The sequence below is a fragment of the Bacillus sp. SIMBA_154 genome (genome assembly GCF_046536015.1).
In the GTDB taxonomy this organism is placed as follows: Bacteria; Bacillota; Bacilli; order Bacillales; family Bacillaceae; genus Bacillus; species Bacillus pumilus_P.
In genome coordinates this window covers 124643-138269 of sequence record NZ_JAWJBV010000002.1, presented here as the reverse complement: position 1 = coordinate 138269, position 13627 = coordinate 124643, and the positions used below count along the sequence as shown (strand labels likewise).

Sequence of the window (13627 nt, the reverse complement as noted above, 5' to 3'; positions counted from 1 at the left end):
GAATTGGTTAATGCAATATCTCCTTTCCAGCTTCAAACCGCTCAGCAAGCAAGTGAATTGACGAATGCATCGTCTGTGCAGGCGGCTGCACCTAAAAGCCAAACGAATTTCTCTGATGTGCTGAAAAATTCCATTGAGGCATTAAATCAATCACAGCTGAAATCAGACCAGTATACAAATGCTCTTGCACAAGGTAAAGATGTCAATCTCGATGAAGTCATGATTGCTTCGCAAAAAGCGAGTGTGACACTCACAGCTGCGACGGAGTTTCGAAATAAAGCAGTCGAAGCGTACCAAGAGATTATGAGAATGCAGATGTAGGAGGTGCTGACGGACAAAAAAAGACTGAATGGAATGACCGGGGGTTAAGATGAATCGTACTTTAATGCAATTAAGAACAAAAACAGTTGAGTTTTGGCGAAATCGATCAAAATTACAAAAAATACTCATGATTGGCGGCGTTGCTGCCCTAGCAATCATTATTACGGTTGTTAGCATCTTTGCTTCTTCTGAAAAAATGGTTCCGCTGTTTAGAGATTTGTCTGAGGCAGAAGCAGGGCAAATTAAACAGGAACTGGATGGCAAAAACGTCAAATCGGAACTCGCAAATAATGGAACGACGATTTTAGTTCCAGAAAAGCAAGCAGATTCTTTAAAAGTCACTCTCGCATCAGAAGGACTTCCTAAGACAGGGAATATTGATTATTCCTTCTTTGCGAACAACTCCGGCTTCGGTTTAACAGATAATGAATTTGATGTTCTGAAAGTAGACGCAACTCAGACAGAACTATCCAATCTGATCAACACGATTGATGGGATTAAAGATTCAAAAGTTATGATTAACCTGCCTAAAGATTCCGTTTTTGTTGGAGAAGAGCAAAGTAATGCATCAGCATCAATTGTGTTGCAAGTTGAGCCTGGCTACACGCTTACTCAGCAGCAAGTAAAAGGCCTTTATCATCTTATTTCAAAAAGTGTGCCGAATTTAAAAACAGAAAACATTGTCATTATGGACCAAGATTCGAACTACTACGACTTAAATAGCAGCTCCGATTCCTATGCAAGTGGAATGGATGCGCAGCAGCAGAAAAAAGAAGAAATTGAAAAGAACCTTCAAAGAAAAATTCAACAGCTGCTCGGAACGATGATGGGTCAAGAGAAAGTGGCCGTATCGGTCACAACAGACATTGATTTCACTGAAGAAAAAAGAAAAGAAGACCTAGTAGAGCCAGTTGATAAAGAAAACATGCAAGGCATCGCTGTCAGCGCTGAAAAGATTGCTGAAACCTATTCAGGTAATGGCGCAGCAGCTGGAGGCACCGCTGGAACAGGCGACGATGATGTCACAAATTATCAAGGCGCCGATGGAGCAAATGGAAGCGGAAATTACGAAAAGAACGAAGATCGTATCAATTATGAGGTAAACCGCATTCATAAAGATATCAAAGAAAGTCCTTATAAAATCAGAGACGTTGGCATTCAAGCATTGGTTGAACCACCAACTGCAAACGATGCGAACTCTTTAACTGCTGAAAGGCAAGATGATATCAAAAAGATTCTTTCAACGATCATTAGCACATCAATTGATAAAGAATACACAAATGGTCAAGCGCTCACTCAGGCTGACTTAGACAACAAAATCGTTTTATCTGTATCAAAATTAGACGGTAAACAGCAAACAGCAGCAGAAAACCCTTCAAACAATATTCCGATCTGGGTTTATATTGTAGGCGGTGTGCTACTCCTTGCAATTATCGCTCTCATTATTCTTCTTGTGCGTAAGCGCAGAAAAGAAGAGGAAGAAGAGTTTGAGCTTGATGAACGTTCACCAATCCATGTTCCTGATATCGATACTGAACCAGAAACAGAAGAAATGGTGAGGAAAAATCAGCTTGAAAAAATGGCAAAAGAAAAACCAGAAGACTTTGCTAAATTGCTACGCAGCTGGCTGTCCGAGGATTAGGAGGAATACACATGTCGAGAAAAGATCCGAATCGACTAACAGGCAGACAAAAAGCAGCAATCCTAATGATTTCCTTAGGGCTAGACGTGTCAGCATCTGTATACAAACATCTGTCTGAAGACGAAATAGAAAAATTAACATTAGAAATTTCCAATGTACGAAGTGTAGATACTGCTAAAAAAGATGAAGTCATCGAAGAGTTTCACAGCATTGCCATCGCGCAGGACTACATATCACAAGGCGGCCTTATGTATGCAAGACAAGTGCTTGAAAAAGCGCTTGGTGAGGACAAAGCGGATAGCATCTTAAACCGATTGACATCCTCTCTTCAAGTGAAACCATTTGATTTTGCTAGAAAGGCTGACCCGGAGCAAATCCTAAACTTTATTCAACATGAGCATCCACAAACCATTGCGCTCATACTTTCCTACTTAGATCCAGTACAGGCTGGGCAAATTTTATCTGAGTTAGGCGAGGATGTACAAACAGAGGTTGCGAGACGAATTGCCTTAATGGACCGCACATCTCCAGAGATCATCAATGAGGTGGAACGCATTCTTGAACAAAAGCTTTCTTCAACCTTTACGCAAGACTATACCCAAACGGGCGGGGTCGAAGCGGTTGTGGAAGTGTTAAATGGTGTAGACCGTGCAACGGAGAAGACCATTTTAGATACACTTGAAATTCAAGATCCTGAGCTTGCTGATGAAATTAAGAAACGTATGTTTGTCTTTGAAGATATTGTCACTCTTGATAGCAGAGCCATCCAGCGAGTCATTAGAGATGTTGAAAATGATGACTTATTGCTCGCCCTCAAAGTGGCAAGCGAAGAGGTCAAAGAAATTGTCTTCCGCAACATGTCCCAACGGATGGTCGAAACGTTCAAAGAAGAAATGGAGTTTATGGGGCCTGTCCGGCTTAGAGATGTCGAGGAAGCACAAACCCGTATTGTCAGCATCGTAAGACGACTCGAGGAAGCTGGAGAAATCGTCATAGCTCGAGGCGGAGGAGACGATATCATTGTCTAGGATTATCAAACATGAAACATCTGTTATTCCTGAGCAAGGCCGGCAAACGATTCCTTTGCAGCAAGTGGAGTTCAAAAAAGAACATCACGAAGAGGAGCTTTTCAACGAAACGGAAGCATCACAGCTTATCCTAAGTGATGCAGAAGATCAAGCAAGCCGTATTCTAGAACAAGCAAACAGTGAGCTAGAAAAAACAATGGCTGAAATCAATCAGCGCCGAGCTGATTTTGAAGCAGAAAGAATGCAGCTCATTGAAGAAGCGAAACAAACTGGTTATCAAGAAGGCTTCCAAAAGGGCGAGGCAGATGCGAACTTGCAGTACCAAGCTATGCTTGATCAAGCAAATGACATTGTCAATCTTGCGAAACAGGACTATGAAGAAAAAATTGAAAGCTCTGCTGAAGAAATTGTGGAACTGGCTTTCGAACTCGCCAAACGAGTTTGGTATGCAGCTGAGGACACGAAAGATCAATTTTCAGCTATTGTGAAGCAGGTCATTTCAGAAGTGAAAGAATATGATGATATTTCCATCTATGTCGACCCTGAACATTACGAGCATGTGATGGAATATAAAGACGAATTGATCAGAATTCTTCAAAAGGATACACATCTTGCCATATACTCGGATGAAAAAGCACCAAAAGGGACTTGTTACGTAGAAACAAGCTTTGGAAAAGTGGAAGCGAGTGTTGATACACAAATGAATCAGTTAAAAGAAAAACTCTTAGAAGTCATTGATTCAGGTGATCACAAATGAACATAGATGTGTTAAAAGAAACGATTGAAACCGCCGATCCTTATAAACGATTTGGTAAAGTCAATCGAGTTGTTGGGCTGATGATCGAGTCCAAGGGGCCAGAGAGCTCTGTTGGAGATGTTTGTCTCATTCATAAAAAAGGAAGTAAGCGCCATCCGATCAAAGCAGAGGTCGTTGGTTTTAGAGATGAAAACATTCTGCTCATGCCTTATGTTGAAGCATCCAATATCTCACCAGGAAGTCTAGTTGAAGCGACAGGTGAGTCGTTAAAGGTCAAAGTAGGTACTGGCTTAATTGGTGAAGTCGTTGACGCATTCGGTGATCCACTGGACGGCAGTATGCTTCCAAAGGGACTTGCACCTGTTTCGACAGAACAGTCTCCTCCAAACCCGATGGACAGGCCGCCGATTAGAGAAAAGATGGGCGTTGGTGTCAGAGTGATCGATAGTCTGCTCACAGTTGGCACTGGTCAAAGGATCGGGATTTTTGCTGGAAGTGGTGTTGGAAAAAGTACCTTAATGGGAATGATTGCAAAGCAGACAGAAGCGGATCTAAATGTCATTGCCCTTGTTGGAGAGCGTGGCCGTGAAGTTCGTGAGTTTATCGAAAAGGATTTAGGTGCTGAAGGACTGAAGCGTTCGATTGTTGTCGTCGCAACTTCTGATCAGCCCGCACTGACGAGAATGAAAGCAGCCTATACAGCGACAGCCATTGCGGAATATTTCAGAGACAGAGGCAAAAATGTCATGTTTATGATGGATTCTGTCACGAGGATCGCCATGGCACAAAGGGAAATAGGTCTTGCAACAGGCGAACCGCCAACTACAAAAGGATATACACCTTCAGTGTTCGCTATACTGCCAAAATTGCTTGAACGAACTGGAACGAATCAGCTTGGTTCCATCACAGCGTTTTACACAGTGCTTGTTGATGGTGACGACATGAATGAGCCGATCGCTGATACAGTCAGGGGGATTTTAGATGGCCACATTGTACTTGATCGGGCTTTAGCAAACAAAGGACAATTTCCCGCTGTCAATATTCTGAAAAGTATCAGCCGTGTCATGAGTAATATAGCAAGTCATGATCACAAGGAAGCGGCCAATCGGTTCCGTCAGCTTTTATCCACTTATCAAAACGCTGAAGACCTCATTAACATTGGAGCATATAAAAAAGGCTCCTCTAAGGATATTGATGAGGCCATGCAGGCTTATCCTCATCTCATTTCATTTTTGAAACAGGATGTAGAAGAGGCTGTATCTATTGAAGACAGTGTAAATTTATTGCTCGGTTTGATGAATAGAGAGGATTGACAAAAAAGTGAGATATCAATACAAATTTCAAAAGCTCTTGGAACTGAAAGAAAGTGAAAAAGACAAATCACTCTCAGCGTATCAACAATCCGTTTCCGCATTTGAGCAAGTCGCTGAAAAACTCTATGAAAATATGAGTAAAAAAGAGCTAATGGAAAAAAGCAAAGAAGAAAAGCTGAGAAGTGGAATGAGTGTCCAAGAAATGCGTCATTACCAGCAATTTGTGACCAACTTAGATAACACCATCCAGCATTATCAGCAACTTGTGATCATGAAACGTCATCAAATGAATGAAAAACAATCTGATTTAACTGAAAAAAACATTGAGTTTAAAAAGTTTGAAAAAATGAAAGAAAAGCAATTTGAAAAGTTTTCCCTTGAACATAAGGCAATTGAAATGAAAGAAATGGATGATATCTCTATCAGCCAATTCATGTTTCAAGGACATTAGGAGTCGAGATGAATGCCTAAGAAGGAAAAAGCGAAGGAATCAAGCGGCGGAAAATTTCAATGGATCTTGTTTATTGTCATCATCCCATTGATTGTGCTTGTGATTGTAACTGGCACAATCCTTTATATTGCGGGTTTTGATCTAAAGAAACCGCTCCAAAACATTCCAGTGATCAGCAGTTTGGTTGGTTCAGATGACAGCTCAAAAACGTCATCTTCACATAATGATCAACGTGATGAAGAGTTGGAAAAATTGAAAAATACCATTAAAGAGCAAAAAAATGAACTTGAAATTGCACAAAAAGACTTGAAAACAAGTGATGAAGAGATTAAAAGACTGAACCAAAAAATCAATTCACTTGAAAAAACAACTGAAAATGACGCAGAAAATACGTCAGCAAATGACAGTTCATCAAACAATACGTCAGGCAATAACGCAGCAGGGACAACCTCTGATGGGGCAGCAGCCTCTAACCAGAAAACTAAAGGGAAGATTACCAGCATTTATGAAAGCATGGACGCAGGGAAATCCGCCAAAATTTTATCAGAATTAAGTGATAAAGAGGCTTTGAAAATCCTTGAAGAGCTGAGCAAAAATAAACTAACAGACATATTAGCAAAACTAACACCTCAGAAGGCAGCTACGTTTACGAAAGAGCTTGCTAAAAAAGAAGAAAGTGAAAATGGGGGTGGACAATAAGTGAAGCTATTGGATATTGGAGCCTTACAGCAATCGTCTCAAGGTCTCTCGGGACCAAAGGGGGGCGGCGTGGCATCTGCACGCGGGTTGTTTAAACAATTACTTAGCGGGGCAGGCGTACAAAGCGGTCTAGTTAATGCTGAGACAGCGGATGCCTCTCTTTCCATCAATGATGCGATGCAAATCATTGAAAAATGGATGCAATCACCTGAAAAAGGGATCGACGGAGACCTTCTTGGCGCGCTTCAAACACTTCAAGGTCAAACGCTTGATTCGTCTGATCTCAAGTCACTAGAAGAGTTATTTCAAAAAATGGAATCATCCATTTACGGTGATCAAGCTGATAAGCAAACTTCTGAACATAGTGAGCAGCTCATACAATTCCCCTTTTTCTTATATCAACTGCTCAATCAACAGCCGCTCAGCTTTGATGCAAAGCTAGTGAAGGATATTGAAGCAAAGGGTCAAGACTTCATCCACTTTCTTTCGAAAAATGGGGTAGATGAGAAACTGATTCAGCAAGTAAAAGAGCAGTTTTTCTCGCAGGGTTCAGCACCAAAGCTGAATTCAATGTCTCAAAGTGAGCTGAAACACTTTAATCAGTTAATCGACCATATGATGGCGAATGCGAAAGGGTCAGATAAAGAGTGGAAAATTTCTCTAGGAGAGTTGAAAGAATTGGTCTCTCCAAGACAGGAATCTGCTCTTGCTTCCCCGGCAAAAGGTGCTGCCTCCCTTGAATGGCTCATCAAAAAGGAAGTTATCAAAGGACAAAGCACTTCTGCACCTGCTTCTGAAAAAACGATCACTCATACGCTTTTTCAAGGTCATAAGCAGTTTTTTCAATTGCAATCAGCAGCTCCTGTTCAGCAGACACATACAACTGATGAAAAGCCCGGAACGGTTGATCAGCAAATTCTAAATACGTGGAAGCAAATGAAATTCACGCCATTTGGCAACTCAAGCGGACGCTTTACCGTTCGATTAAATCCAGAGAATCTCGGATTTATCACAATTCAGCTGACGAAGCAAAATGGTATGTATGCGAGTAAAATTACAGCTTCGACACAGGCAGCGAAAGAGCTGTTAGAGCACCATCTGCCGCAGCTCAAACAGGCGCTTCCGAATATGTCGGTTCAAGTGGACCGTTTCCATATACCGCTTCAATCAAATGAACAGCCATTATTTGGACAGTTTAGTGAAGAAAACAAACAGCACCAGTCAAAAGGGCAGAATTCTCAGCAGTCTGATGAACAGGAAGCGGAATTCCAGGATGTACTGGACGCTCTTGTTGGGTCAGATGAAGAAGAGGAGGAGATCTAATGGCAACAGTTGATTCTACTAATAGAGCAACCGCAACAACAGACAATTCTTCAAGTGCAGCAAAAAAAACAGACACGCTGGGACGAGATCAATTCTTGAAAATATTACTCACGCAGCTTCAAAACCAAGATCCGACAAACCCAATTGATGACCGTGAGTTTGTCACGCAGCTTGCAACATTTTCTTCTTTAGAACAGCAAATGAATATGAACGAATCAATCACCCAGCTGAATCAGGTCATGTCTACATTTGTTGCACACCAAGATCCATTTACGACATATGTAGGCTGGATTGGTAAAGAAGTAGCGGGCAAACAAGATGATAAAGACATATCTGGCACTGTGAAGTCTGTGAAAAACATAAACAATGAATATTTCCTATATCTAGAGGATGGAACGAAAATCAGCCCTTGGGACGTTACAACTGTTGGAGAAAAATCGTAAGCAAATCGAGGAGGAAAATAAATGTTACGCTCACTTTACTCAGGAATTAGCGGAATGAAAAACTTCCAAACGAAATTAGATGTTGTAGCCAATAACGTAGCCAACGTCAATACACACGGATACAAAAAAAGCCGTATCACTTTTAAAGATATGGTCAGTCAAACCCTTGCAAGTTCTGGTGGACCGACGAACAACTCTGGTTCAATCAACTCGAAACAAGTTGGTTTAGGATCATCTTTATCTTCTATTGATAAAATCATGTCATCGGGGGCTTCTCAAAATACAGATGATCCATGGGACTTCTATATCAATGGAGATGGATTTTTCCAGATACAAAAGCAAGGAGAGACCCTATATATGAGAGCAGGGAACTTCAAACCTGATTCTGAAGGGGATCTAGTAACTCCTGATGGAAACTACCTGCTTGGAATGGATGGACAAAAAATAACGATTCCAGATGGCATTTCAAGTGTGAGTGTTGGTCCAGACGGAACGATTTCGGTTGTTGAAAATAATGTATCGAGAACCGTTGGACAGGTTTCACTCGTGTCATTCCGAAACGCAGGAGGGCTTGACAAAGTCGGAGACAATCTTTACCGCCAAACGCTAAGCTCAGGTGCACCAAGTAATGCCATCGTACCTGGTGAAGAAGGAACAGGTGTCATCCAAACAGGTAGACTTGAAATGTCAAACGTTGATTTAACAGACGAGTTTACAGAAATGATTATCGCGCAGCGCGGATTCCAATCGAATGCAAAGACGATCACAACATCAGATGAAATTCTGCAAGAGCTTGTGAATCTGAAACGATAGGAGGTAGGGGGAGCGGTTTATCGCTTCTCTGCTTAATATGATTGAAGTGACGAGATTAAATGGCAAAGGATTTATGCTGAACGCTCTCCATATCGAGCAAATCGAAAGCTTTCCAGACACGACCATTACACTCGCCAATGGAAAGAAATTCGTTGTGAAAGAAGATGAAGAGCAGCTTCAAGAGAAAATCATTTCTTTCTACAGAAAAATCCAAGTCATTTCATTGAATCAAGGAATAGAGGAGTTTGAATGAAGAAGAAATTAGTCGTAGTAATGCTAATCATGATTATTGCCATCGTCGGAATTGGAGCTGGCATTGTTTTTCTGCTGAATGGCTCAGACGAAGCAAAAGCAGAAAAAGAGCCGACAGCAGATGAAGTCGCAAAAGCTTCTATTGAAATTCCTGAGATTATTACCAATTTAAAGTCTGAAGGAAATGCCGTCAAACTTGTACTAAATATTGAAACGGACTCTGAAAAAGCAAAAGAAGAGCTTGAAAAAAGAAGTTTTCAAGTGAAGGATGCCGTGATCGACATTTTATCAGACACGAATGCAGATGAACTTGATGGCAAAAAAGGCAGAGATCATTTTAAAACACTAGTCAAAAACAAAGTGAATCACTATTTGCAAGATGGCAAGGTGAAAGAAGTTTATATAACCTCCTTTAATCTGCAATAGAGGCGATTAATTGACACGATGGAGGTGAAGAAATGTCAGGAGAAGTGCTTTCCCAGAATGAGATCGATGCATTATTATCTGCCATATCTACAGGCGAAATGGATGCAGAAGAGCTGAAAAAAGAAGAAACGACGAAAAAAGTGAAGGTGTATGACTTTAAACGTGCTCTTCGCTTTTCAAAAGACCAGATTCGAAGTTTAACAAGGATTCACGATAACTTCGCTAGACTGCTCACCACGCACTTTTCAGCGCAGCTAAGATCATATATTCAAATTTCTGTCAGCTCGGTTGACCAAGTACCATACGAAGAATTTATTCGTTCGATTCCTAATATGACCTTATTAAACTTATTTTATGTCAGCCCGCTTGAAGGAAGAATTATGCTTGAAGTGAACCCAACAATCGGCTATGCCATGATGGACAGGCTGATGGGCGGGATTGGCATTAGTCATAATAAGACAGAATCACTTACAGAAATCGAAACAAAGATTATCTCAAACATGTTTGAGGGAGCTTTGGAAAATTACAGAGAAGCGTGGCAGTCCATAACCGACATCGAGCCAGAGATGGCAGATTTCGAGGTAAATCCCCAGTTTGTTCAAATGGTGTCACCAAACGAAACAGTTGTCGTCATTTCTCTTAATACACAAGTTGGTGAGGTGAGCGGGGTTATTAACCTATGTATTCCTCACGTTGTATTAGAGCCTATTATTCCGAAGTTGTCTGTACACTACTGGATGCAGTCTGAACGAAATGAACCGAAACAAGAAGAAACAAAGGCCATTGAAAAACGGATTATGACGGCAAAAATACCGGTAGTCGCAGAGCTTGGGCAATCGGAAATGACGGTGGAAGAGTTTTTGAATTTGGAAATTGGTGATTGTATTGCCTTGGACAAACCAGTAAATGCGCCTCTTACTGTTATGGTCGGAAATAAACCGAAATTCTTGGGACAGGCCGGCCGCGTGAATCGGAAACAGGCGATTCAAATTCTAGATCACGACATAAGAGGTGAAGAAGATGGAGAATAACGGAAGTAAATTATCACAAGATGAAATCGATGCGCTCCTTAAAGGAGGCAGCAATGACGATATAGAGCCCGATACACTCCTTTCTGCAATGGAACAAGATGCCATTGGGGAAATCGGAAATATTTCATTTGGTAGCTCTGCAACAGCACTTTCAACCCTATTAAATCAAAAAGTGGAGATTACAACTCCAACTGTCACAGTGATTCAAAAAAGCAAGCTGAATGAGGAGTTTCCTCATCCATATGTCGCTATTGAAGTAAATTATACGGAAGGCTTTAGTGCAAGTAACCTGCTTGTGATCCAGCAAACAGATGCGGCAGTCATTGCGGACTTAATGATGGGCGGAGATGGAACAAATGCTGACCCGTCTTTAAGTGAAATTCACTTAAGTGCAGTGCAAGAAGCGATGAACCAAATGATGGGTTCAGCAGCGACATCTATGTCGACAGTCTTTAATAAAAAGATTGACATTTCTCCGCCGCGCGTCGAATTACTCGATGTAAAAGAAGGAGAAGGGACAGACCGCATTCCAGCTGAAGAAATGCTTGTCAAAGTGTCCTTTAGATTAACGATAGGTGAACTCATAGACTCAAATATTATGCAGCTTTACCCTATTACGTTTGCGAAGGATTTAATCGCAGAATTAACAGTCCCGACGCAAGAAGAAGAGCCTGTTCAAGAAACTCCAGTAAGCGCACCTGAACCACATCAGGCAGCTCCGCAAGCACAGTCTGCTCCTGTGCAGCAAGCGGCACCGCCGAAAAGACAGGCGAAGCAAAAGCCAGCAGAACCTGTAAATGTGGCGCCAGTTGAATTTGAAGCGTTCAGTGAGCCTCAGCATTCAACGAGCCAGCTAGGAAATCTCGATATGCTGATGGATATTCCGCTTTCTATTACGGTGGAACTTGGTAGAACGCAGCGCAGTGTGAAAGAAGTACTTGAACTTTCAGCTGGAAGTGTCATTGAACTGGACAAACTTGCGGGTGAGCCAGTCGACATTCTGGTCAACAAACGAATCGTCGCCAAAGGGGAAGTCGTTGTGATCGATGAGAACTTTGGTGTTCGTGTGACTGATATATTAAGTCAATCAGAAAGACTTTCTAATTTAAAATAAACAAACATATAGGGAGAGAATAAGTAAATGGCTACTAAGGTATTAATCGTAGATGATGCAGCATTCATGAGAATGATGATTAAGGATATTCTTGTAAAAAACGGATTTGATGTAGTAGGAGAAGCAGAAAACGGCGCACAAGCTGTTGAAAAATATAAAGAAACATCTCCTGATCTTGTGACAATGGATATCACAATGCCAGAAATGGATGGGATCACTGCGTTAAAAGAAATTAAACAAATCGATGCTTCTGCAAAAATCATTATGTGTTCTGCGATGGGACAACAATCAATGGTTATTGACGCCATTCAAGCAGGTGCAAAAGACTTTATCGTAAAGCCATTCCAGGCAGACCGTGTACTTGAAGCAATTAATAAAACGTTAGGCTAAAAAAGGGTGTAAGACTTGTTGAAAAAACGTTTGATATGTATAGCAATGATCAGTTTTATGCTTTTCTTGACGATGCAGCCTGCTTCACTGTTCGCTGAAACGAAAGATCCTGAAAATGGTACAGTGAATGACTGGATCAAAGGTGAGAAAGAAAGCAAAAAGGATACAGAAAAGAAAGCCACTGACAATCAAACGAATCCGGCAGAAGAAGTTCCCTCTTCTTCTGTCTCCATTATGGATTTTGTCAAAATGATTGGTGCCTTACTTTTTGTCATCCTGCTCATTTATGGATTGGTGAGATTTGTTGGTAAGCAAAACCGCTTACTCAAACCATTCCGCTATGTTGAAAATATTGGCGGAACTACGGTTGGCCAAAACCGTTCGGTCCAGCTTATCAAAGTGGGCAAGCGTGTACTAGTTGTCGGCGTAGCAGACTCAATCCAGCTGCTAAAAGAAATTGACGATGAACAAGAATGTGAAGCGATTGTGAAACAATATGAAGAAGCGATGGAAAGCAAGACAGATTTACCAAAAATCGTTCAAAAATTCACATCGCAGGTGAAGAAACATGACCAGACAACCACTTCTTCTTTTTCAGCCAATTTAAAGGCGCAGTTAGCCGAATTGAAAAAGACCCAATCAGAAGTCAGAAAGAAAGGCCCGAAACAAAATGAATGAGTTTATCGATTTATTTAATTCCAGCGGCGCAGGGAATATCAGCACGTCTGTCCGTCTTCTTTTACTTTTGACCGTATTTTCGGTTGCACCAGGCATTCTCATTTTAATGACGTGTTTTACACGGATTGTGATTGTCCTTTCATTCGTCAGAACATCACTTGCAACCAACTCAATGCCGCCAAACCAAGTGCTTGTTGGACTTGCTTTGTTTCTCACATTTTTTATTATGGCACCCACGTTCTCAGAAATAAATAAAGAGGCGCTTACGCCGCTTTTAAATGATGACATTACGTTAAACCAGGCGTATGAAAAAGCCGAAGTGCCAATCAAAGAGTTTATGAGTAAGCATACGAGACAGAAAGATTTGGCTTTATTTCTTAGTTACGCAAAAATGGATACACCTGAATCGATTAAAGATATCCCATTAACGGCGATGGTACCAGCTTTTGCAATTTCAGAATTAAAGACGGCATTTCAAATTGGTTTCATGATCTTTATTCCATTTTTAATTATTGACATGGTTGTCGCAAGTGTCCTGATGTCAATGGGGATGATGATGCTTCCGCCGGTTATGATATCGCTCCCTTTCAAAATATTGTTATTTGTTTTAGTCGATGGATGGTATTTGATAGTAAAATCCTTGCTGCAAAGCTTTTAGAGTAGGTGTTTAAAACATGAGTTCAGAATTTGTCATTACGATGGCTGAAAGATCAGTGTATGTTGTATTGCTTGTCAGCGGGCCGCTTCTAGCGCTCGCACTAATTGTGGGACTGATTGTCAGTGTGTTTCAGGCGACAACCCAAATTCAAGAACAGACGCTTGCGTTCATTCCTAAGATTGTTGCTGTGCTCATTGGGCTTGTTGTGTTTGGTCCGTGGATGCTTTCAACAATTGTGTCCTTCACGACAGAGCTATTCTCGAATTTAGATCGATTTGCAGGTTAAAC

Annotated in this window: 18 protein-coding genes; all 18 read left to right on the top strand. The window is 41.2% G+C overall.

What is annotated here, in order from left to right:
- The first annotated feature begins 3 nt into the window (after nt 1–3).
- From fliE to fliQ, 18 genes are read left to right on the top strand one after another with little or no spacing between them, the layout of a single operon-like run.
- Nucleotides 4–321 (top strand): flagellar hook-basal body complex protein FliE, encoded by a 318-nt coding sequence (gene fliE / locus R0K30_RS04120; RefSeq protein ID WP_007499609.1) that lies wholly within the window; start codon nt 4–6, stop codon nt 319–321.
- A gap of 49 nt (nt 322–370) precedes the next feature.
- Nucleotides 371–1963 carry a flagellar basal-body MS-ring/collar protein FliF gene (gene fliF, locus R0K30_RS04115; protein ID WP_410609315.1) on the top strand — a complete coding sequence of 531 codons (1593 nt, stop codon included), beginning with the start codon at nt 371–373 and terminating at the stop codon, nt 1961–1963.
- Nucleotides 1964–1974: 11 nt separating this feature from the next.
- Complete coding sequence (fliG, locus tag R0K30_RS04110; protein WP_034317753.1) at nt 1975–2991, top strand: flagellar motor switch protein FliG; 1017 nt, start codon at nt 1975–1977, stop codon at nt 2989–2991.
- Nucleotides 2984–3748, top strand: coding sequence for a flagellar assembly protein FliH (gene fliH, locus R0K30_RS04105; protein ID WP_410609313.1), 765 nt, complete (start codon nt 2984–2986; stop codon nt 3746–3748). Before fliG ends, fliH begins: the two co-directional genes overlap by 8 nt.
- A complete protein-coding gene (gene fliI, locus R0K30_RS04100) occupies nt 3745–5061 on the top strand; it encodes a flagellar protein export ATPase FliI (RefSeq protein ID WP_099725865.1) in 1317 nt (438 codons plus the stop codon). The genes fliH and fliI overlap by 4 nt, the downstream gene beginning before the upstream one ends.
- Before the next feature lie 7 nt (nt 5062–5068).
- Nucleotides 5069–5512 (top strand): flagellar export protein FliJ, encoded by a 444-nt coding sequence (gene fliJ / locus R0K30_RS04095; RefSeq protein WP_099725864.1) that lies wholly within the window; start codon nt 5069–5071, stop codon nt 5510–5512.
- A gap of 12 nt (nt 5513–5524) precedes the next feature.
- Nucleotides 5525–6211: a MotE family protein gene (locus R0K30_RS04090; RefSeq protein WP_099725863.1), complete on the top strand. Its 687-nt coding sequence runs from the start codon at nt 5525–5527 to the stop codon at nt 6209–6211.
- Nucleotides 6212–7534, top strand: a complete 1323-nt coding sequence (locus tag R0K30_RS04085) for a flagellar hook-length control protein FliK (RefSeq protein ID WP_410609310.1) — start codon at nt 6212–6214, stop codon at nt 7532–7534.
- Complete coding sequence (gene flgD, locus R0K30_RS04080; RefSeq protein WP_410609308.1) at nt 7534–7977, top strand: flagellar hook assembly protein FlgD; 444 nt, start codon at nt 7534–7536, stop codon at nt 7975–7977. The genes R0K30_RS04085 and flgD overlap by 1 nt, the downstream gene beginning before the upstream one ends.
- Before the next feature lie 21 nt (nt 7978–7998).
- Entirely contained in the window at nt 7999–8790 is a 792-nt protein-coding gene (flgG, locus tag R0K30_RS04075; RefSeq protein WP_230030150.1) for a flagellar basal body rod protein FlgG, read from the top strand.
- 37 nt (nt 8791–8827) lie between these two features.
- Nucleotides 8828–9043 (top strand): swarming motility protein SwrD, encoded by a 216-nt coding sequence (gene swrD, locus R0K30_RS04070; RefSeq protein ID WP_008344794.1) that lies wholly within the window; start codon nt 8828–8830, stop codon nt 9041–9043.
- Nucleotides 9040–9468, top strand: a complete 429-nt coding sequence (gene fliL, locus R0K30_RS04065) for a flagellar basal body-associated protein FliL (protein WP_099725858.1) — start codon at nt 9040–9042, stop codon at nt 9466–9468. The genes swrD and fliL overlap by 4 nt, the downstream gene beginning before the upstream one ends.
- Before the next feature lie 32 nt (nt 9469–9500).
- Nucleotides 9501–10499 (top strand): flagellar motor switch protein FliM, encoded by a 999-nt coding sequence (gene fliM / locus R0K30_RS04060; RefSeq protein WP_034317724.1) that lies wholly within the window; start codon nt 9501–9503, stop codon nt 10497–10499.
- A complete protein-coding gene (fliY, locus tag R0K30_RS04055; protein WP_099725857.1) occupies nt 10489–11613 on the top strand; it encodes a flagellar motor switch phosphatase FliY in 1125 nt (374 codons plus the stop codon). The genes fliM and fliY overlap by 11 nt, the downstream gene beginning before the upstream one ends.
- Nucleotides 11614–11640: 27 nt before the next feature.
- The gene (gene cheY / locus R0K30_RS04050; protein WP_007499584.1) at nt 11641–12003 is read left to right on the top strand and encodes a chemotaxis protein CheY; all 363 of its coding nucleotides are present in this window, start codon (nt 11641–11643) and stop codon (nt 12001–12003) included.
- A gap of 18 nt (nt 12004–12021) precedes the next feature.
- Entirely contained in the window at nt 12022–12681 is a 660-nt protein-coding gene (gene fliZ / locus R0K30_RS04045) for a flagella biosynthesis regulatory protein FliZ (RefSeq protein WP_410609304.1), read from the top strand.
- The gene (fliP, locus tag R0K30_RS04040) at nt 12674–13339 is read left to right on the top strand and encodes a flagellar type III secretion system pore protein FliP (protein ID WP_007499580.1); all 666 of its coding nucleotides are present in this window, start codon (nt 12674–12676) and stop codon (nt 13337–13339) included. Before fliZ ends, fliP begins: the two co-directional genes overlap by 8 nt.
- Before the next feature lie 16 nt (nt 13340–13355).
- Nucleotides 13356–13625 (top strand): flagellar biosynthesis protein FliQ, encoded by a 270-nt coding sequence (fliQ, locus tag R0K30_RS04035; protein WP_003211206.1) that lies wholly within the window; start codon nt 13356–13358, stop codon nt 13623–13625.
- The last annotated feature ends 2 nt before the right edge of the window (nt 13626–13627 follow it).

Coding starts and splice junctions, on each gene's coding strand:
- fliF (WP_410609315.1), top strand. CDS start 371: ATGAATCGTACTTTAATGCAATTAAGAACAAAAACAGTTGAGTTTTGG.
- fliG (WP_034317753.1), top strand. CDS start 1,975: ATGTCGAGAAAAGATCCGAATCGACTAACAGGCAGACAAAAAGCAGCA.
- fliI (WP_099725865.1), top strand. CDS start 3,745: ATGAACATAGATGTGTTAAAAGAAACGATTGAAACCGCCGATCCTTAT.
- R0K30_RS04090 (WP_099725863.1), top strand. CDS start 5,525: ATGCCTAAGAAGGAAAAAGCGAAGGAATCAAGCGGCGGAAAATTTCAA.
- flgD (WP_410609308.1), top strand. CDS start 7,534: ATGGCAACAGTTGATTCTACTAATAGAGCAACCGCAACAACAGACAAT.
- flgG (WP_230030150.1), top strand. CDS start 7,999: ATGTTACGCTCACTTTACTCAGGAATTAGCGGAATGAAAAACTTCCAA.
- swrD (WP_008344794.1), top strand. CDS start 8,828: ATGATTGAAGTGACGAGATTAAATGGCAAAGGATTTATGCTGAACGCT.
- fliL (WP_099725858.1), top strand. CDS start 9,040: ATGAAGAAGAAATTAGTCGTAGTAATGCTAATCATGATTATTGCCATC.
- fliM (WP_034317724.1), top strand. CDS start 9,501: ATGTCAGGAGAAGTGCTTTCCCAGAATGAGATCGATGCATTATTATCT.
- fliY (WP_099725857.1), top strand. CDS start 10,489: ATGGAGAATAACGGAAGTAAATTATCACAAGATGAAATCGATGCGCTC.
- cheY (WP_007499584.1), top strand. CDS start 11,641: ATGGCTACTAAGGTATTAATCGTAGATGATGCAGCATTCATGAGAATG.
- fliP (WP_007499580.1), top strand. CDS start 12,674: ATGAATGAGTTTATCGATTTATTTAATTCCAGCGGCGCAGGGAATATC.
- fliQ (WP_003211206.1), top strand. CDS start 13,356: ATGAGTTCAGAATTTGTCATTACGATGGCTGAAAGATCAGTGTATGTT.